Raw genomic sequence first — 18,794 nt, forward strand, 5'->3', positions numbered from 1 at the left:
CCGATTGTGTCAGATATCCAGGTTGGCGACCTTCAGTGCGTTGTCTTCGATGAAGTCGCGACGCGGCTCGACGACATCGCCCATCAGGGTGCTGAAGATCTGATCGGCGGCCACGGCGTCTTCGATGCGTACCTGCAGCAGGCGGCGGGTATCCGGATTCACGGTGGTATCCCACAGCTGTTCCGGATTCATTTCACCCAGGCCCTTGAAGCGCTGGATCTGGCGACCGCGCTTGGCTTCATCCAGCAACCAGTTCTGCGCCTTCACGAACGAATCGACCTCGATCGACTTGGCACCGCGGGTGATGGTCGCCCCCTCGCGTACCAGGCCATGCAGCAGCTTGGCTGCCTGGTGGATCGCGCGCAGTTCGCCGGTTTCCAGGGCCGAAAGCGGCAGCACCTGGATGTGCTCTTCGCCCATGTGACGTCGGGTCACCAGCACGGCCGCGGGGCGCTGTTCATTGGCCTCCTGCAGTTCCAGGCTGAAACGCGGGCTGCCCAGGCTGCCCTGGTTCAGGCGCCTGGCCAGCGCGTCCAGGCCTTCGCCTTGGCCGGCATTGCGCAGGGTGTCCAGTTCCAGCGGCATGAAGTCGACCAGCGCTTCGAGCAGGTTGCGATCATAGCGATGCGCATTGCGTTCGATCGCGTCCTGCGCGGACGCGTAGGCCAGCAGCAACTTCTCCAGGGCGACGCCTTCGATGCCGGGCTCGCCGGCGGCCGGCACCAGCGACGCGTTCTCCACCGCGCTGCTGGCCAGATAGCTGTCCAGCGCCGGATCATCCTTCAGGTACAGCTCCTGCTTGCCCTGCTTGATCTTGTACAGCGGCGGCAGGCCGATGTAGACGTAGCCGCGCTCGATCAGCTCCGGCATCTGACGGTAGAAGAACGTCAGCAGCAGCGTGCGGATATGGGCGCCGTCGACGTCGGCGTCGGTCATGATGATGATCTTGTGGTAGCGCAGCTTGTCCGGGTTGTACTCATCACGGCCGATGCCGGTACCGAGCGCGGTGATCAGCGTGCCGACCTGGTCGGACGACAGCATGCGGTCGAAGCGCGCACGTTCCACGTTGAGGATCTTGCCGCGCAGCGGCAGCACCGCCTGGTTCTTGCGGTTGCGACCCTGCTTGGCCGAACCACCTGCCGAGTCACCCTCGACGATGAACAGCTCGGACAGCGCCGGATCCTTCTCCTGGCAGTCGGCCAGCTTGCCCGGCAGGCCGGCGATATCCAACGCGCCCTTGCGGCGCGTCAGGTCACGAGCCTTGCGGGCCGCTTCGCGCGCGCGCGCGGCATCGACGATCTTGCCGGCAATCGCCTTCGCTTCGTTCGGATTCTCCTGCAGGAATTCTTCCAGACGCTGGCCGAAGGCACTTTCCACGGCCGGACGCACGTCCGAGCTGACCAGCTTTTCCTTGGTCTGGCTGGAGAAGCTGGGATCGGGCACCTTCACCGACAGCACCGCGATCATGCCCTCTCGCATGTCATCGCCGGTCAGGTTGATCTTTGCCTGCTTGGCGATGCCGTTCTGCTCGATGTAGTTGTTGAGCACACGGGTCAACGCACCGCGGAAACCGGCCAGATGGGTGCCGCCGTCCTTCTGCGGAATATTGTTGGTGAAGCAGTACATCGTTTCCTGGTAGGAATCGGTCCACTGCAGCGCCACTTCCACGGTGATGCCGTTGGATTCGCCGCTGACCGCGATGACGTTCGGATGCAGCGGCGTCTTCAGCTGGGCCAGATGCTCGACGAAACTGCGGATGCCGCCTTCATAGTGGAAGTCGTCGCGCCGGCCATCGCCGCGTTCGTCCGCCAGCACGATCTTGACGCCGGAGTTCAGGAACGACAGTTCACGCAGGCGACGGGCCAGGATGTCGTAGTGGAATTCGACGTTGTCATGGAACGCGACGGTCGACGGCCAGAAGCGCACGGTCGTGCCGCGCTTGGTGGTGCTTTCCAGCTTGGCCAGCGGGCTGACGGCAGCGCCGTTGCTGAATTCCTGCTGGTAATGGAAGCCGCCCTGGAATACGTCCACCAGCAGCTTCTGCGACAGCGCATTGACCACGCTGACACCCACACCATGCAGGCCGCCGGAAACCTTGTAGCTGTTGTCGTCGAACTTGCCACCGGCGTGCAGGACCGTCATCACCACTTCGGCTGCCGAGACTTCGCGGCCCAGCTTGGCGCTCATCTGCTCATGCTTGCCGACCGGAATACCACGACCGTTGTCGGAGACCGACACCGAACCGTCGGCGTGGATCGTCACCGCGACATGGTCAGCATGACCGGCCAGCGCCTCATCGATGGAGTTGTCGACCACCTCGAACACCATGTGGTGCAGGCCGGTACCGTCATGGACGTCGCCGATGTACATACCGGGACGCTTGCGGACAGCCTCCAGGCCTTCCAGGGCGGTGATGCTGTTGGCGTCGTAGTTGCCATTGTTTACCGGGGTGTTCTGTTCGTCGCTCATTGCGCTTGCCGTAGGCTCCGCAGGTCGGGCACCACAGGAAGCGGTGCGCCGAGAATGAAAGGATTGCAACCCGAATTATACCAGCCAGGGTCGAGCGGCCCTGTTGTACCCACTATGGCACAGCCTCGATCTGTCCATGTTCCACGTGGAACCGGGTAATGTCGGTCAGCGCCTGCAGCGCGGCCGGCGTTTCGGTTGCCGTGACGAAGATCTGCGCCGGGCCGGCAAGCAGGCGCTCCAGCACCCGCGCCTGGTGGGTGCGATCCAGTTCGGAGGCCAGATCGTCCAGAGCAATGACCGGCCATTCCCCGCGCTGTTCCGCATAGTCTTCGGCCTGGGCCAGCAGACACGCCAAGGCCGTAAGTTTGGCCTGGCCGCGCGACAGCGCGTCCCGCCCTGGAATATGGCTGAAGTCCACGCTCCAGTCCGCCCGATGGGGCCCAACGGATGTATAGCCCGCCTGCCGGTCCCGCTCGCGTGCCAACAGCAGTGCATCGGCCAGCGGCAGTTCGTGGCGGCGCCATCCCGGACTCAGGTCCAGCGCCTGGATACCCAGCTGGGGGGCAAGACTGGCCGCCAGCGCGATGGTGCGCTCCTGCAGCCGCTCCAGATAACGCTGACGTCGGCTGGTCAACGGTTCGCCGGCCTCTGCCAGTTCGTGATCCCACGTATCGAGCATCCTTGCTGGCCCTCCCTGTTTGAGCAGGGCATTGCGCTGCTTGAGCGCCCGTGAGTAGCGGCGCCACAGGGACAGAAAATCCGGTTCCACGTGGAACAATCCCCAATCGAGGAAACGGCGACGGGGCTCACCACCACCGCTGACCAGAGCATGGCTGCCCGGCTCGAACGTCACCACCGCCAGTGCAGCACATAGATTGCCAAGCTGGTTGACATCTTCACCATCCAGACGCCCCTTCCAGTCCTGTCCGCTATGGCGGAGACCGGCCTTGCGGCGGTGCGGCGATGACTGGCCGCGCTGTTCGTCCCATTCCACAAAGATGTCCAGCGCATCCTGGCCCTGGCGCACCAGGCCGTCGCGCACCCGACCACGGAAGCTGCGCCCGTAAGCCATCAGATGCAACGCCTCCAGCACACTGGTCTTGCCGGCCCCATTGTCGCCCGTCAGCAGATTCAATCCCGGTTGTGGCGACAGATCCACCACGTCGAAGCGGCGCAGCTGGTGCAGGACGAGGCGACGGATCTGCATGGGGTGCGAAGGACCATCCGCACGAAGCGGTAGAGGGGCAGGGAATCCATCAGCTTACTGCATCGGTCAAGTCCGCCGTTGGCGTCAGGCTATCGCCCTGCAGACCATGGCGCGGTTGCGAACGTGTCCTGACCGGCTTACGGACGACGGCCCGCAAAAAACCTGCCGCATTTCCTTGAAATCTGCGCACCAACACCCGTGGCGGTTCCACAGATTTCAAGAATTTCAAGCCAGCGGTTTCACGCTATGCACAGCGGCCCGGTATTACTTATACACAAGGTATGGGCAATCTGTGGATAAAAAAGCCGCTTTGGCCCTGCCTGAAATCTATCCACAGGTTCCCCCCCAGCCCCAGGCGCCGATATGCAGGGGGTTTCAGCACATTAAAAACCAATAAAATCAACGAGATGACCCTGTTTTCCACGAAATCTGGCGCTACCATCACCACCAGGCTTTAGATTTATACCCAGATTTAGAAGCTAGGAAGGGCACACAGCGCCTGCAACGACGTCTGTGGATAGTCGCGTCAGCAAGAGGAGCAACTCCGCGGATCCAGGCAGGCAGAACAGCTATAGGGATCTGTCACACCGGGGACTGGCCCCTTGCAGCACGATGAAGAAACGGGATGCTCCACGTGGAACCCCCAAAAAAAACGCCCGGAACGTCCCGGGCGTCTTCTGGTTCCACGTGGAACAGCGCAACCGTCAGAGACGGAGCGGCATCACCACATGGCGGGACTTCTCACTGCTGGACTCACGCACCAGCGCGGACGAATTGGAGTCGCGCAGCTGGATGATGACCTCTTCGTCGCGCAATGCGGACAGGGCGTCCAGCAGGTAATTCACATTGAAGCCGATGGCCAGATCGCTGACGGTGGTATCGGCTTCGATCTCTTCCTGCGCTTCTTCCTGTTCCGGGTTATGCGCGCTGATCTTCAGGTTGCCCGGCGAAACTTCCACGCGGATGCCGCGGTACTTCTCGTTGGACAGGATGGCCGCACGCTGCAGCGAGGCGCGCAGTGCCTCACGGTCGACCTTTACCTCGCGGTCGGCACCAATCGGAATCACGGCTTCATAGTCCGGGAAACGACCGTCAATCAGCTTCGAGGTGAACGTGACATCGTCCCGCTTCACGCGCACGTGGCTGCGGCCTACCTCCAGTTCGATCTCGCGGTCGCCGCTCTCCAGCAGCCGCTGCAGCTCGGTCACGCCCTTGCGCGGCACGATGATCTGTCGCTTGGAGCCGCTGGGCTTGGCCAGATCCGTTTCACACAGGGCGAGGCGGTGTCCGTCGGTGGCCACCGTACGCAGTGCATCGCCACGCAGGTCGAACAGCAGGCCGTTGAGGTAGTAGCGCACGTCCTGCTGGGCCATCGCGAACGCAGTGCGTTCAATCAGCTCCTTCAGGGTCGCTTCGCCGATCGCCACGCGCTCGGTGGCTTCCACCTCGTCTACCGACGGGAAGTCGTTGGACGGCAGCGTTGCCAGGGTGAAGCGGCTGCGACCCGCCTGCACGGTGATCTTGTCACCGGTCTGCGAGACGGTGATCCGGCTGCCATCGGGCAGGGCGCGGATGATCTCGAACAGCTTGCGCGCCGGAATGGTGGTTTCGCCGTCCTGGGCATCTTCAACCGCGATCCGCGACACCATCTCCACTTCCAGGTCGGTACCGGTCAGCGAAAGCTGGCCGTTCTGCACCTGGACCAGGAAATTGGCCAGAACCGGAAGGGTCTGGCGGCGTTCGACCACGTTGACGACCTGTGCCAACGGCTTGAGAAAGGCTTCGCGCTGCAGTGTGAAACGCATGTGGTTCCGTGCCCCTATGCTTTAAAAAATGTGGAATAAATCAAAAGCTTGGTGGTGCTGGTAGAGACAGAATCGCTGGAAAACAACGTTAAGTCTTTGTAATAAAAAGGATTTCTGGCCTCGAAACCCTCTGTATTACCGCCCCCCAGAGGGTGGGGAAAGCTGTGGATAAATTCCACGCGTTGTCAGGCGCCTTTTTTATCCACAGCTCATCCCGCGCTTGCTACCGGATTCTGCACCGTTTTGTGCGATGACGCCTCATCGGCGTCCGTGCATCATTCGCTCAGCTTCCGGATCAGCTTGTCCCAGTCCTCGCGGAGCTTGCCGTCGGTTTCCATCAACGTCCGGATCTGACGGCAGGCATGCAGCACCGTGGTGTGATCGCGACCGGCGAATGCGTCGCCGATCTCGGGCAGGCTGTGCTCGGTCAACTCCTTGGTCAGGGCCATGGCGACCTGGCGCGGACGGGCCAGCGATCGGGTGCGGCGCTTGGACAGCAGATCCTTGATCTGCAGTCCGTAGTAGTCGGCAACGGTTTTCTGGATGTTGGGAATGCTGATCGCCTGCTGCTGGGCGCGCAGCAGGTCACGCAGGGTTTCCTGCGCGAACTCGGTGGTGATCGCACGGCCGGTGAAGTTGGCGCGGGCGGTCAGGGTATTCAGCGCGCCCTCGAGGTCGCGCACATTGGAGCGCATCTTCTTGGCGATCAGGAACGCAACATCATCGGGAATCTCCGCACCGCGTTCGCGCGCCTTGGCCAGCACGATCGCCGCACGGGTCTCGAAGTCAGGCGGTTCGATTGCGACCGACAGTCCCCAGGCAAGCCGCGACTTGAGGCGCGCTTCCAGCCCTTCGACCTCACGCGGGTACCGGTCACAGGTCAGGATGATCTGCTGCTTGCCGTCGAACAGGGCGTTGAAGGTGTGGAAGAACTCTTCCTGGGTGCGATCCTTGCCGGCGAAGAACTGGATGTCGTCGATCAGCAGCGCGTCGACCTGCTGGAACTGGCGCTTGAACTGATCCATGGTCTTTTCCTGCAAGGCCCGGATCATCGCGCTGAAGAACTGTTCCGAGCGCAGGTACAGCACCTTCGCACCCGGATTGGCCTGGCGCATGGCGTTGCCGGCGGCGAACATCAGGTGGGTCTTGCCCAGTCCGGTGCCTCCGTACAGCAGCAGCGGATTGTGTGCGCGATCGCCCGGTTTCTGCGCTGCCTGGAACGCAGCGGCGAGGCCGAGCTGGTTGCTGCGGCCTTCGACGAAGTTGGCGAAGGTGTAATGGCTGTCCAGATTGCCGGCGAACGGCACCTGGGGTTCGCTGGCTGCGTGCGCCGAATGCGTGGAAACCGGCGCGGTCTGCGCCTCTACCGGGCGCGGACGGGAGCCGATTTCAAGAAAAACGTCGCTGAAACCAGCGAAATGCGCCAGCAGCTCGCGGATGCGCGGCAGGTACAGCTCGCGCACCTGGTCGACGATGAAGGCATTCGGTGCATACAGCACCAGGCTGTCCACGCGCAGATCGGCCTGCAGCGGCTTCAACCAGGTGTGAACGTCTTCAGGCGGAAACTCCGCTTCGAGGCGCTCGAGACTACGGGACCAGGCATCCATCAGCAATAATCGTCCGATGGCCGGGGTGGGGGCGCGACAAGGCGCCCAAACACAGGCCGGAAAGGGGGGAAATGGATGGCTCAGACTACCACCGAGCGCCCGCCTTCGGAATGCTTGTCCCCTACTTATTCACAAAAACATCCACAGCTATTGCACAGGCCGGTGAATTCGCGTAGTCCCCAGGGCTTGACGCGGGGTGGGGTACCTCTCTAGAATTTCCGGTTCTTTCCGTCCCATTCATACGAGAGGCCCCAATGGCCACCAAGCGCACCTACCAGCCCAGCAACCTCAAGCGTAAGCGCGACCACGGCTTCCGTGCCCGTATGAAGACCGCTGACGGCCGCAAGATCCTGTCGCGTCGCCGCGCCAAGGGCCGCAAAGTCCTGAGCGCCTGATTGCCATGCCGCACATCGCGGCAGACGCAATCCCTTCGACAGTGAATACTGCAGACCCGCGCAAGCGATTCCCTCGCTCTGCGCGGGTTCGCACGCGTGCCGAATACTCAACGGTCTTCAACGGCGCCCGCCGTGTGTCCGATCCGCTGATGACCCTGCACTGGCTGCCGGCTGACCGGCCGGCCAGGCTGGGTCTGGCGGTTTCCCGCAAGGTCGATCCGAACGCCGTCGGGCGCAACCGGATCAAGCGCGTCCTGCGCGACATCCTGCGTCAGACACGAACCGATATCCAGCCAGGCGACTTTGTCGTCGTGGCCCGTAGTGCTGCGCGTCATGCCAGCAACGACGACATCCGCCAGGCCTTCCTGCGCCTGCTGCGCCGCCTGCGTGCATTGCCCGCGCCGGGCGTGGACGGCACAATGCCGCCGCCTGATGGCATCGCAACTCCCTCTTTGACCGAGCCGGCACCGCGTTCCGGCCCCGCCGAGCCTGTCCGCTGATGAACCAGACCCGCGTATTTCTCATTTTTGCCTGGCTGATGGTGGCCGTGCTGCTGTGGATGGAGTGGAGCCGCGAGCAGGCCGCTCCGACCCCTGCTCCGACGACCCGTTCGGCCCCGGCCGCGGCGCAGACCGTGCCGGGCGCCGCCGCAGGCAGCGTTCCCAGCGCCCAGGTGCCGGCGGCCCCGGGCCAGGCGCCCACGCAGGCCCAGGCCAGCGCGACCCCGGCCGCCCAGCGCGTGACCGTCACCACCGACGTCCTGCGCCTGGTGCTGGACGGGGGCCGCGTGCTCGACGCCGAGCTGCTGCAGTTCCCGCAGACCAAGGATGAAGGCAGCCCGCCGGTCCGCCTGCTGACCGAAGATCCCGCGCATCCGTACAGCGCGATCAGCGGCTGGGCCAGCCAGGACAAGAACGCCCCGGTGCCCGGCGCCGACGGTTTCAAGCTGGTCGGTGACACCCGCGACTTCGTGCTGGCCAAGGGCCAGAACGAACTGCAGATCCCGTTCGTGTGGACCGCCGACAACGGCGTGACCATCAAGCGCACCCTGACCGTCTCGCGCAACGAGTACGCCGTGCGCTTCAAGGATGAAGTCAGCAATGCCGGCGCCACCACGTGGAACGGCTACGTCTACCGCACCCTGGACCGCACCCCGACCATCCTGTCGCGGAGCATGACCAACCCGGATTCCTTCAGCTTCAACGGCGCCACCTGGTACGACAACGACAAGAAGTACCAGCGTCGTGCGTTCAAGGATTACCTGGAGGACGGTGCGCTGAACCAGAACATCACCGGCGGCTGGCTGGCGATGCTGCAGCACCACTTCTTCACCGCGTGGATTCCGCAGAAGGACCAGGTCGCCCACTACGTGCTGTCGCAGGTGGACGGTCGTGACCTGATCGAAGCGCGCGGACCGGCCTTTACCCTGGCCCCGGGCCAGTCCACCAGCACCGAAGCGCGCCTGTGGGTCGGCCCCAAGCTGGTCAACCTGATCGCCAAGGAAGACGTGCCGGGCCTGGATCGCGTGGTCGACTACAGCCGTTTCTCGATGATGGCGGTGATCGGCCAGGGCCTGTTCTGGGTGCTCAACCAGGTGCACAAGCTGGTCGGCAACTGGGGCTGGGCGATCGTCGGCCTGGTGGTGCTGCTTAAGCTGGTGCTGTACCCGCTGTCGGCCGTGCAATACAAGAGTGGCGCCAAGATGCGCCGCTTCCAGCCGCGCATCCAGCAGCTGAAGGAACGCTATGGCGATGACCGCCAGAAGTTCCAGACCGCGATGATGGAGCTGTACAAGAAGGAGAAGATCAATCCGATGGGCGGCTGTCTGCCGATCCTCATCCAGATGCCGATCTTCTTCGCCCTGTACTGGGTGCTGGTGGAGTCGGTCGAACTGCGCCAGGCGCCGTGGCTGGGCTGGATCCAGGACCTGACCGCGCGTGACCCGTACTTCATCCTGCCGGTGATCAACGTGGCGGTGATGTGGTTCACCCAGAAGCTCACGCCTGCGCCGGGCATGGACCCGATGCAGCAGAAGATGATGCAGTTCATGCCGCTGGTGTTCGGCGTCATGATGGCCTTCATGCCGTCCGGCCTGGTCCTGTACTGGGTGGTCAACGGCGGCCTGGGCCTGCTGCAGCAGTGGTGGATGACCAAGCGCCATGGCGGCGACCCGGTCCCGGCCACCGCCGCATCGGCTCCGGTCAAGAAGAAGTAATCGGTAGAGTCGGCCGCTGGCCGGCTGACCGCAGCAGAAGCCCGCCGCAAGGCGGGCTTTTCGCATGAGGCGGTAGAATTCCGCGCGTGCGCAACCGGAGACGTTCCAAGCGATGAATGAGGCAGCCCGCACTGACACCATTGTCGCCATCGCCAGCGCGCCAGGTGCAGGTGGCGTCGGCATCCTGCGCCTGTCCGGGCCGCGCGCCGCCGCCATCGCCAACGCACTGGGCGCAACCGGCCTGCGCCCACGTCACGCGCATTACGCACGTCTGCGCGACGCCGACGGCGAGGTGATCGACGATGGCATCGTGCTGTGGTTCCCGGCACCGAACAGCTTCACCGGCGAAGAAGTGGTGGAATTGCAGGGCCATGGCAGCCCGGTGTTGCTGCAGCAACTGGTTGCACGCTGCATCGCGCTCGGCGCGCGGCAGGCGCGGCCCGGTGAGTTCAGCGAGCGCGCCTTCCTCAACGGCAAGCTCGATCTGGCTCAGGCCGAGGCCATCGCCGATCTGATCGCTGCGGGCGACAACCGCGCCGCGCGTGCTGCCCGTCGCTCGCTGGACGGGGTGTTCTCGCGCCGCATCGACGCCGTGGTCGAGCAGCTGGTGCTGCTGCGCGTGCATGTGGAAGCGGCCATCGATTTTGCCGATGAGCCGCTGGATACGCTGGGCGGCGCGCAGGTGCGCCGCGGGCTGGAACTGGCACGCAGCGACCTGGCCCTGCTGCGCCGCGATGCCGAGCGTGGCCGTCGCCTGCGCGATGGCCTGCACGCGGTGCTGATCGGCCCGCCCAACGCCGGCAAGAGTTCGTTGCTCAATGCGCTTGCCGGCAGCGAACGCGCCATCGTCACCGACATCGCCGGCACCACGCGCGACACGCTGCGCGAGACCATCCGCCTGGATGGACTGGAGCTGACCCTGGTCGATACCGCCGGCCTGCGCGACGGTGGCGACGCCATCGAACGCGAAGGCATGCGCCGCGCGCGCGTGGAGATCGAACGCACCGACCTGGCGCTGATCGTACTGGATGCACGCGATCCGGCGGCGGGAGAGGCGGCCATCGGCGAAGCGGTGAGGGCTGTGCCGCACAAGGTCTACATCCACAACAAGTCAGATCTGCTGCAGGCCGGGCCAACCGTGGACGATCCGGACCGTGTGTTCGTTTCGGCCGCCACCGGTGCAGGACTCGACGACCTCCACGCGCGCCTGCGCGCGATCGCGTCGGCAGGCGCGGGCGAACAGGTGGACGGCGAGTTCTCCGCGCGCACCCGCCACGTGGATGCAATCGAGCGTGCGCAGGAACATGCCCGTCGCGCTGATGGCGAGCTGGCCCACGAACACCTGGAACTGGCAGCCGAAGAGCTGCGGCTCGCACATGACGCGCTGGGCGAGATCACCGGGCAGATGAGCGCCGATGACCTGTTGGGACGGATCTTCTCCAGCTTCTGCATCGGCAAGTAAGCCGGGGTCAGATTCCCGCAGGGGCTCTGACCCCGTTTGCCACATGGGGTGACAGCCGCTGCGGGGATCAGACCCCAGGTCCCCCACCTGTCACATTGCCGCCGCATACTGCCGCCCATCACCTACCGTTGGGGGACGTTGCAGTGAAGTCGTGGGGTTGTGCGTTGCTGTTGTCGCTGGCCGTGGCACCATCGGTGGCCATGAGTGCTGAATCCTCTCTCCCGGCCGCGGCCAGGGCGTCGGTCTATGGTCATCGCGGCGCCAGCGCGCTGCTGCCGGAACACACCCTGGCTGCGTATGCACAGGCCATCGCCGACGGAGCCGACTACATCGAACCGGACCTGGTGATGACCAGGGACGGGGTGATGGTGGCCCGCCATGAGAACGAGATCGGGGGCACCACCGATGTCGCCTCGCATCCCGAATTCGCCAGCCGCCGCACCCGCAAGGTCATCGACGGGCAGACGGTGGACGGATGGTTCACCGAAGACTTCACCCTGGCCGAGCTGAAGACGCTGTACGCGCGCGAACGCCTGCCCGACCTGCGCAGCACCGCCTACGACGGCCAGTTCCGCATCGCCAGTCTCGATGAAATCCTCGCCTTCCTGGTCCAGCAGGCCGGCCGCGCCAATCGAGGCATCGGTCTGGTGCCGGAGATCAAGCATCCGACCTACTTCCAGTCCATCGGTCTGCCGATGGAAGACAAACTGTTGGCCGCGCTGCGTGGCAATGCCTACACCAACGTCGGCCCGGTCACCATCCAGTCCTTCGAAACCGCCAACCTGCGTTACCTGCGCAGCAAGATCCCGCAGGACAGCAACATCCGCCTGCTGCAGCTGCTGTGGAAGGGCGATACCCAGCCGGCCGACGTCGCCAAGGCCGGGGGCACGCTGACCTATGCACAGATGATGACTCCAGCGGGCCTGAAGGACATCGCGGCCTATGCCGATGGCATCGGTCCTGAACTGCGCTCGATCATTCCGCTGGACGTCAACGGTGCACTGGGAACGCCGACCGCGCTGGTGCGCGATGCGCACGCGGCCGGCCTGATGGTGATCCCGTATACCTTCCGCCCGGAGAATCAGTTCCAGCCCAGCAACCTGCGCAGGGGGGCGGACAACGCGCGCAACGCCGAAGGCTCGATCGCCGAGATGCGCGCCTATCTGGCCACCGGCATCGATGCGTTCTTCACCGATGACCCGGCGCTGGGCCGGCAGGCGGTGGACGGCACTGGCGCGGCGGGCAACGCGGCGAACTGACACGTCAACGCCGCCGGGCATAACCCGGCGCTACCCGGGGTGCCGGGCCATGCCCGGCACCCATCCCACCTCAGCCGCGCGGTTCGTCCGGCCGCCGGAACGGGATGACCACGTAATCCTGCCCTTCGCGCGGCTGCCACAGGACCGGCACACGGTGTGGCGACGGCGGCTCCAGTTCATCGTCGGCCAGCGGTTCTGCGTTCTCTTCCTCGTCCTCCCAGCTGTAGCGCGGACGCGGTGGCAGCGGGTCGGCGGTGCGGAACAGCAGCGCTGCGATGATGCCGGCGAAGGCGCCGCCCATGTGCGATTGCCAGGACACGCCGTCGGCATGCGGCAGGATGGTCATCAGCATGCCACCGTAGAACAGCATGCCGATCAGGCCGGTGGCGATGGCGGCGCGGTCGCGGCGCAGCAGGCCGAGGCCGGCGAGCAGGAACATCAGGCCGTGGGTCACGCCACTGGCACCCAGATGGACGCTGCCGGGATTGCCCAGCATCCATGCGCCCACACCCGATCCCAGCCAGAGCAGGGGCAGGGCGCGGACGGTGGCCCTGGGATAGACGCTTCCGGCCAGGGTGCCGAGGATCAGGATCGCGATGCTGTTGGCGGCGATGTGCTCGACCGAGGCATGCAGCAGCGGGCCGCCGAGCAGGCCGAGCAGGCCCTTGGCTTCCAGCGGCGCTACCGCCCAGGGGCGCCAGTCGAACGTGCCCTGCAGGGCGAACACGACCACCAGCACCAGCACGGCGGCCAGGCTGACATTGAACGCCCGCAGGATGCGGAGGCGGTCGTTGCGGGGGGCCGGCACGTCGCCGGCGGGCAGGGGCGCGTTGCTGTTCATACCTCAAGCAATGGCGGTGGCTGGCGCGAAACCAAGGCCACCGCTGCGGGAGAGTGGAAGCGGCCAGCGGGACAATCCCGCTGGCCATGTCTGCCAGCCGCGATCAGGCCTGGCCTTCGCCTTCCTTGGGCGGGTACTTCAGGCTCAGCACGACGGTGGCGGCAATGATCAGCGCGACCACGCCCAGCGAGACCGGGGTCGGGATCTTGAACAGGTCGATGATCATCATCTTGATGCCGATGAAACCCAGCACCAGTGCCAGGCCGTACGGCAGCAGGTGGAACCGGTCGGCCATGCCGGCCAGCAGGAAGAACATCGCACGCAGGCCCAGTACCGCGAACACGTTGGAGGTCAGCACGATGAACGGATCGGTGGTGATCGCGAAGATCGCCGGGATGCTGTCCACCGCGAAGATCACGTCGGTGACGGCGATCAGGATCAGCACCGCGAACAACGGGGTGAACCAGCGCACGCCGTCGCGCTTCACGCTCAGGGCGTTGCCTGCGTACTCCGGCAGCAGGCGAAGGTGCTTGCGCATCCAGCGCAGGGCCGGGTTGCTCTCCAGGTCCGGCTCCTGTCCGGCGGCAAACCACATCTTCCAGCCGGTGAACAGCAGGAAGGCGCCGAACACGTAGAGCAGCCAATGGAACTGGCTGATCAGCACGCTGCCGGCGAAGATCATGATCGTACGCAGCACGATCGCGCCCAGGATGCCGATGATCAGCACCTTCTGGCGCTGTTCCTCCGGCACCGCGAAGTAGCTCATGATCATCAGGAAGACAAAGATGTTGTCCACCGCCAGCGCCTTCTCGACCAGGTAGCCGGTCAGGAACTCGAGACCGACCTTGTTGGCCACGACCTGGCCGGCCGTCTCATTCAGGTAGTACCAGAGGCCGGCGTTGAACAGCAGGGCCAGCGCGACCCAGCCGATGGACCACCACAGGGCCTCCTTGAAGGTGACCTTGTGCGGGCCACCATGGCGCATCAACACGAGGTCGACCAGCAGGGCGATGACCACCACCGCTGCGAAGCCGCCCCACAACCACATGTTACCGATCGTCTGCATTGGGAATGTCCGTTGGAAAGATGAATGCCAGGCCGGACGGCGAGGATCTGCAACGGAGGATCGGGAGGGGATCCAGGGACAGAGCTTCGCCAGTACGGCGAAGGTCTCGCTCGCAGTTCCAGTCGGCTGGAACTGCCGTTGCACCGGAGCCTGCGGGCTCGAAATGACGGCGACAACGTCTGGGAGCTACTCCCCTTCTGGCGCCGATTCTGCGGCCTGCCGCGTCCGCCGTCAAATGCCCGGGCACGGGGGTCGGATCCCCGCAGGGGGCCCGAGCCCATGTTCCCGCCAGAGAGGGGTCAGAGCCCCTGCGGGGATCTGACTCCCGGCGGCCGGTTTACAATAGGTGGATGAATACCCCCCTTCCCGTTGTCCGCCTCAAGAACGCGTGGCGCTCCAGCCACCCGTGGATCTTCCAGAAACTGGTCGAGAAGCCGACCGTCCGGCCCAAGCCCGGTTCCCTCGTCGACGTGGTCGGCATCGATGGCGAGTTCATTGGCCGCGGGTTCTACAACGGGCACTCGCGCATTGCCGTGCGCATCCTTGAAACTGACCAGAACGTACCGGTGGATGCCGGCTGGTTCTCGCGCAAGATCGCCCAGGCAGTGTCGCTGCGCCGTGAGGTACTCAAGCTCGACGCGGTGTCCGACGCCTGGCGTGTCGTGCACAGCGAAGGTGACGGTCTGTCCGGCCTGGTGGTGGACCGCTACGGCGACCTGGTGGTGGTCGAGTTCTTCGCTGCCGGCATGTTCCGCCACCGCGAATGGATCTACGATGCGCTGCGTGAGCAGTTCCCCGGCTGCCGCTTCCACAGCTTCGCCGACGAACACGTGCAGAAGCAGGAAAGCTTCGATTTCCACGGCAACACCACCACCGAAGCGTCGGTGATCACAGAGTACGGGATCAAGTTCCGCGCCGATCCGGCCGGCGCGCACAAGACCGGCTTCTTCGCCGACCAGCGCGAGAACCGGCAATGGCTGAGCCAGCAGGTGGAAGGCAAGAGCGTGCTCGACCTGTGCTGCAACACCGGCGGCTTCGCGGTCTATGCAGCGGCACGCGGGGCCTCGGACGTGGTCGGCATCGACATCGATGAAGACGTCATCCAGATCGCCAAGGGCAATTCGCGCCTGAACAACGTGCGCCCGAAGTTCATCCAGTCCGACATCTTCCCGTGGCTGCGCGATGCCGCCAATCGCGGTGAGCAGTACGACGTGGTGATCCTGGATCCGGCCAAGATGACCCGCGACCGCGACCAGGTGATCAATGCGCTGAAGAAGTACCTGGATATGAACAAGCTGGCGCTGGGCGTGGTCAAGCCGGGCGGCCTGTTCGCCACCTTCTCCTGCACCGGCCTGGTGGCCGAGGACCAGTTCCTCGACATGCTGCGTCGTGCGGCCTATTTCTCCGGCCGCACGATCCAGATCCTGAAGGTGGCCGGCGCTGGTCCGGACCATCCGTTCATGGCCCACGTGCAGGAATCGCGTTACCTGAAGGCCGTGTTCTGCCGCGTGGTGGATTGACCGCGTGGCGCTGTAGAGCCGAGCCCACGCTCGGCTGATCTGTCTGGCAGCCGAGCATGCGCTCGGCTCTACAAATTGGCCGGCCGCAGCGCTATGGTCGGGTTCTTCCCATTGCCGGTAGGAACCCCATGCCGTCGTTGCGCCGTCTGTCCGTGCTGCTTGCCCTGGCGCTGAGCGCGCCGCTGACCGCCCATGCCATCGAGTTCAGCGCGCAGGAGCTTGCGCGTGCCAAGACATTGCAGCAGCGCCTGCTGACGCTCGACAGCCACCTGGATACGCCGGCCAACTTTGGCCGCACCGGCTTCGATATCGAACAGCGCCATGATCGCAATGCGCTGTCGCAGGTGGACTACCCGCGCATGGTCGAGGGAGCACTGGACGGCGGGTTCTGGGCGATCTACACCGACCAGGGCGACCGCAGCGCCGCCGCCCACCTGGCCGAGCGCGATCACGGCCTGCAGCGCCTGCTGGAAATCCGCGAAATGGTGGCGGCCAACGGCGATCGGTTCGCCCTGGCCCTGACCGCTGACGATGCGGCGCGGATCAAGGCCGCCGGCAAACGCGTGGTCTACATCAGCATGGAGAACGCCAGCCCGCTGGTGGCCGACCCCAGCCTGCTTTCGTTCTATCACCGTGCCGGCCTGCGCCTGCTGAGCACGGTGCATTTCGCCAACAACGAGTTCGCTGATTCTGCGACCGATCCGAAGGGACCGGAGTGGAAAGGCCTGAGCCCGGCCGGCAAGGCGCTGGTGCGCGAGGCGGTGAAGCTCGGCATCGTCATCGACCAGTCGCATGCCTCCGATGCCGTGTTCGACGATCTGCTGGCGATGATGCCGGTGCCGTTCGTGCTCTCGCACAGTTCAGCCAAGGCGGTCTACGACCATCCACGCAACCTCGACGACGCGCGGCTGAAGAAGCTGGCCAAGGCTGGTGGTGTGATCCAGGTCAACGCCTATGGCGGCTATCTGATCGACACCGGCAAGACGGCCGAGCGCAAACAGGCCGAAGAAGCACTCAGCCGGCAGCTGGGAGGCTGGGAAGGCATGGGCATCGAGCAGGGCGTGGCCCTGTTGAAGGCCGAACAGGCACTGGACCACGAACACCCCGTCCGGCACGCCAGCCTGGAGGACTTCTTCGCCCACTTCGAGCACATCCTCCAGGTGGTCGGGCCCGAACACGTGGGCATCGGCCTGGACTGGGACGGCGGCGGCGGCCTGAGTGACCTGCCCGATGTCAGCCAGCTGCCGAAGATCACCGCCTGGCTGCTGCGCAAGGGATACACGGAACAGCAGATCGCCGGCATCTGGGGCGGCAATCTGCTGCGGGTGATGCGGCAGGCGCAGGACTACGCCGCCAGGCAGGGCGGGTAACCGCCCCGCCCGGGCCGGATCTGCGCCGGGCCGTGCCCGGCGCGGTCTGGATCAGCGCGCGATCAGCGCATGGCGGCGGCTGTACAGGAAGTACAGCACCAGGCCCGCGACATTCCACAGCAGGAAGTACAGCTGCGTGGTGTGCGGCAGGCTGATGAACAGGTAGATGCAGCCCAGCGCGGCCAGTGGCCCGACGATGAAGGCCACCGGCGTGCGGAAGGTTCGCTCGCGGTTCGGTTCACGCACGCGCAGCACGACCAGGCAGATGCCCACCGCGGTGAACGCCGCCAGGGTGCCGGCATTGGCCAATGCCGCGATCTCGTCCAGGCGTGCCACGCCGGCCAGGGCCGACACCACCAGCGCGGTGAACAGCGTGGTGGCCACCGGCGTACCGGTGCGCGCGCTGACCTTGGACAGGCCACGCGGCAGCAGGCCATCGCGGCTCATGACGAAGAAGATGCGGCTCTGCCCGTACAGGAAGGCCAGCAGCACGGTCGGCAGGGCGATGATCGCGATGACACCGATCACCATCGCCGCGGTGGGGTGGCCGAGCTGGCGCATGATCAGCGCCAGCGGCTCAGCGCTGTGGCCGAACACCGCGTAGCTCATCGCACCCACGGCGGCCAGCGCGACCAGCACGTAGACGATGGTGCAGCCGATCATCGAACCGATGATGCCGATCGACAGGTCGCGGCCCGGGTTCTTGGTCTCCTCGGCAGCGGTGGAGATCGCGTCGAAACCGTAGAAGGCGAAGAAGATGATCGCGGCGGCCGCCATCACGCCTCGCTCGACACCATCCGGACCCAGTGATTTGGCGAAGCCATACGGCATGAACGGCTGCAGGTTGCTGCTGTCGAAGGCCGGCAGTGCCACTGCCACGAAGATGGCCAGCGCGATCAGCTTGAACACCACCAGGATCGCGTTGAGGGTCGCGCTCTCCTTGGTGCCGGCCATCAGCATCAGGGCCACCAGCCAGGTGATGACGATCGCCGGCAGATTGATCATGCCGCCTTCCACGTGCGGACCCGCGGCCAGCGCGGCCGGCAGGGTCACGTCCCAGCCGAACTGGGTGTGGACCCACTCCAGGAAGCCGACGAAGTACCCCGACCAGCCCACGGCCACCGTGCTGACCACCAGCGAGTACTCCAGGATCAGGCTCCAGCCCACCACCCAGGCGAACACCTCGCCCAACGCGCTGTAGCTGTAGGTGTAGGCACTGCCGGCGGCCGGCATCATCGTCGACAGCTCGGCGTAGGACAGGGCCGCGCAGGCGCAGACCGCACCGGCGATGGCGAAGGAGATCAGGACGGCCGGGCCGGCGAGATTGGCACCGACGCCGATCAGCGTGTAGATGCCGGTACCGACGATGGCGCCGATGCCCAGCGCGATCAGGTGCGGCCAGCTGAGTGTCGGGACCAGTCGCCTGCCGGCTTCGTGGACGGTGACGGAATCTAGGGACTTGCGCCGGAGCAGGGACATGCAGGCCTCGGAAGGGGTGACTGATAACGACAAGTCTCCGAGTGTGACCGAATGCAGCGCAGCATTACCACTGACGGGGGTCATGCCTGGCGCAGCGCG

The 18,794-nt window shown here is 65.1% G+C and carries 14 protein-coding genes; 7 read left to right on the plus strand and 7 right to left on the minus strand.

Features of this window, described 5'->3' with window-relative positions:
• Positions 1-9: 9 nt before the first annotated feature.
• The 4 genes from gyrB to dnaA all read right to left on the minus strand — a co-directional run bounded on the left by gyrB (position 10) and on the right by dnaA (position 7,088).
• Positions 10-2,469, minus strand: coding sequence for a DNA topoisomerase (ATP-hydrolyzing) subunit B (gene gyrB / locus ACX9OW_RS16810; RefSeq protein WP_065174070.1), 2,460 nt, complete (start codon positions 2,467-2,469; stop codon positions 10-12).
• Positions 2,470-2,581: 112 nt separating this feature from the next.
• Entirely contained in the window at positions 2,582-3,676 is a 1,095-nt protein-coding gene (gene recF, locus ACX9OW_RS16815; protein WP_459062591.1) for a DNA replication/repair protein RecF, read from the minus strand.
• A gap of 704 nt (positions 3,677-4,380) precedes the next feature.
• Positions 4,381-5,481: a DNA polymerase III subunit beta gene (gene dnaN, locus ACX9OW_RS16820; RefSeq protein WP_005411731.1), complete on the minus strand. Its 1,101-nt coding sequence runs from the start codon at positions 5,479-5,481 to the stop codon at positions 4,381-4,383.
• A 275-nt stretch (positions 5,482-5,756) separates the two neighbouring features.
• Positions 5,757-7,088, minus strand: coding sequence for a chromosomal replication initiator protein DnaA (gene dnaA / locus ACX9OW_RS16825; RefSeq protein ID WP_065174068.1), 1,332 nt, complete (start codon positions 7,086-7,088; stop codon positions 5,757-5,759).
• A gap of 254 nt (positions 7,089-7,342) precedes the next feature.
• Here dnaA and rpmH point away from each other — a divergent pair, with 254 nt between their 5' ends.
• From rpmH to ACX9OW_RS16850, 5 genes are all read left to right on the plus strand, one after another.
• The gene (rpmH, locus tag ACX9OW_RS16830) at positions 7,343-7,483 is read left to right on the plus strand and encodes a 50S ribosomal protein L34 (protein ID WP_005411729.1); all 141 of its coding nucleotides are present in this window, start codon (positions 7,343-7,345) and stop codon (positions 7,481-7,483) included.
• A 5-nt stretch (positions 7,484-7,488) separates the two neighbouring features.
• Positions 7,489-7,983, plus strand: a complete 495-nt coding sequence (rnpA, locus tag ACX9OW_RS16835; RefSeq protein ID WP_080375251.1) for a ribonuclease P protein component — start codon at positions 7,489-7,491, stop codon at positions 7,981-7,983.
• Positions 7,983-9,698, plus strand: coding sequence for a membrane protein insertase YidC (gene yidC, locus ACX9OW_RS16840; RefSeq protein ID WP_065174067.1), 1,716 nt, complete (start codon positions 7,983-7,985; stop codon positions 9,696-9,698). Before rnpA ends, yidC begins: the two co-directional genes overlap by 1 nt.
• 112 nt (positions 9,699-9,810) lie before the next feature.
• Positions 9,811-11,160: a tRNA uridine-5-carboxymethylaminomethyl(34) synthesis GTPase MnmE gene (mnmE, locus tag ACX9OW_RS16845; RefSeq protein WP_262218828.1), complete on the plus strand. Its 1,350-nt coding sequence runs from the start codon at positions 9,811-9,813 to the stop codon at positions 11,158-11,160.
• A 143-nt stretch (positions 11,161-11,303) separates the two neighbouring features.
• Positions 11,304-12,419 (plus strand): glycerophosphodiester phosphodiesterase, encoded by a 1,116-nt coding sequence (locus ACX9OW_RS16850; protein WP_459062592.1) that lies wholly within the window; start codon positions 11,304-11,306, stop codon positions 12,417-12,419.
• A gap of 70 nt (positions 12,420-12,489) precedes the next feature.
• Here ACX9OW_RS16850 and ACX9OW_RS16855 read toward each other — a convergent pair whose 3' ends face one another.
• Positions 12,490-13,260, minus strand: a complete 771-nt coding sequence (locus tag ACX9OW_RS16855) for a rhomboid family intramembrane serine protease (protein WP_197600196.1) — start codon at positions 13,258-13,260, stop codon at positions 12,490-12,492.
• Between the two features lie 103 nt (positions 13,261-13,363).
• The gene (locus ACX9OW_RS16860) at positions 13,364-14,326 is read right to left on the minus strand and encodes a TerC family protein (protein WP_053517229.1); all 963 of its coding nucleotides are present in this window, start codon (positions 14,324-14,326) and stop codon (positions 13,364-13,366) included.
• 350 nt (positions 14,327-14,676) lie between these two features.
• Here ACX9OW_RS16860 and ACX9OW_RS16865 point away from each other — a divergent pair, with 350 nt between their 5' ends.
• Entirely contained in the window at positions 14,677-15,846 is a 1,170-nt protein-coding gene (locus ACX9OW_RS16865; protein WP_459062593.1) for a class I SAM-dependent rRNA methyltransferase, read from the plus strand.
• 128 nt (positions 15,847-15,974) lie between these two features.
• Complete coding sequence (locus ACX9OW_RS16870) at positions 15,975-17,216, plus strand: dipeptidase (protein ID WP_053517232.1); 1,242 nt, start codon at positions 15,975-15,977, stop codon at positions 17,214-17,216.
• Positions 17,217-17,267: 51 nt separating this feature from the next.
• On the opposite strand, the gene ACX9OW_RS16875 is transcribed toward ACX9OW_RS16870, so the two are convergent.
• Positions 17,268-18,695, minus strand: a complete 1,428-nt coding sequence (locus ACX9OW_RS16875) for an amino acid permease (protein ID WP_459062594.1) — start codon at positions 18,693-18,695, stop codon at positions 17,268-17,270.
• Positions 18,696-18,794 lie beyond the last annotated feature (99 nt).

The organism is Stenotrophomonas genospecies 5, assembly GCF_054473825.1.

Bases quoted from the DNA above. Each gene is read 5' to 3' on its own strand.
- gyrB (WP_065174070.1), bottom strand. From the start codon at position 2,469: ATGAGCGACGAACAGAACACCCCGGTAAACAATGGCAACTACGACGCC.
- recF (WP_459062591.1), bottom strand. From the start codon at position 3,676: ATGCAGATCCGTCGCCTCGTCCTGCACCAGCTGCGCCGCTTCGACGTG.
- dnaN (WP_005411731.1), bottom strand. From the start codon at position 5,481: ATGCGTTTCACACTGCAGCGCGAAGCCTTTCTCAAGCCGTTGGCACAG.
- dnaA (WP_065174068.1), bottom strand. From the start codon at position 7,088: ATGGATGCCTGGTCCCGTAGTCTCGAGCGCCTCGAAGCGGAGTTTCCG.
- rpmH (WP_005411729.1), top strand. From the start codon at position 7,343: ATGGCCACCAAGCGCACCTACCAGCCCAGCAACCTCAAGCGTAAGCGC.
- rnpA (WP_080375251.1), top strand. From the start codon at position 7,489: ATGCCGCACATCGCGGCAGACGCAATCCCTTCGACAGTGAATACTGCA.
- yidC (WP_065174067.1), top strand. From the start codon at position 7,983: ATGAACCAGACCCGCGTATTTCTCATTTTTGCCTGGCTGATGGTGGCC.
- mnmE (WP_262218828.1), top strand. From the start codon at position 9,811: ATGAATGAGGCAGCCCGCACTGACACCATTGTCGCCATCGCCAGCGCG.
- ACX9OW_RS16855 (WP_197600196.1), bottom strand. From the start codon at position 13,260: ATGAACAGCAACGCGCCCCTGCCCGCCGGCGACGTGCCGGCCCCCCGC.
- ACX9OW_RS16860 (WP_053517229.1), bottom strand. From the start codon at position 14,326: ATGCAGACGATCGGTAACATGTGGTTGTGGGGCGGCTTCGCAGCGGTG.
- ACX9OW_RS16865 (WP_459062593.1), top strand. From the start codon at position 14,677: ATGAATACCCCCCTTCCCGTTGTCCGCCTCAAGAACGCGTGGCGCTCC.
- ACX9OW_RS16870 (WP_053517232.1), top strand. From the start codon at position 15,975: ATGCCGTCGTTGCGCCGTCTGTCCGTGCTGCTTGCCCTGGCGCTGAGC.
- ACX9OW_RS16875 (WP_459062594.1), bottom strand. From the start codon at position 18,695: ATGTCCCTGCTCCGGCGCAAGTCCCTAGATTCCGTCACCGTCCACGAA.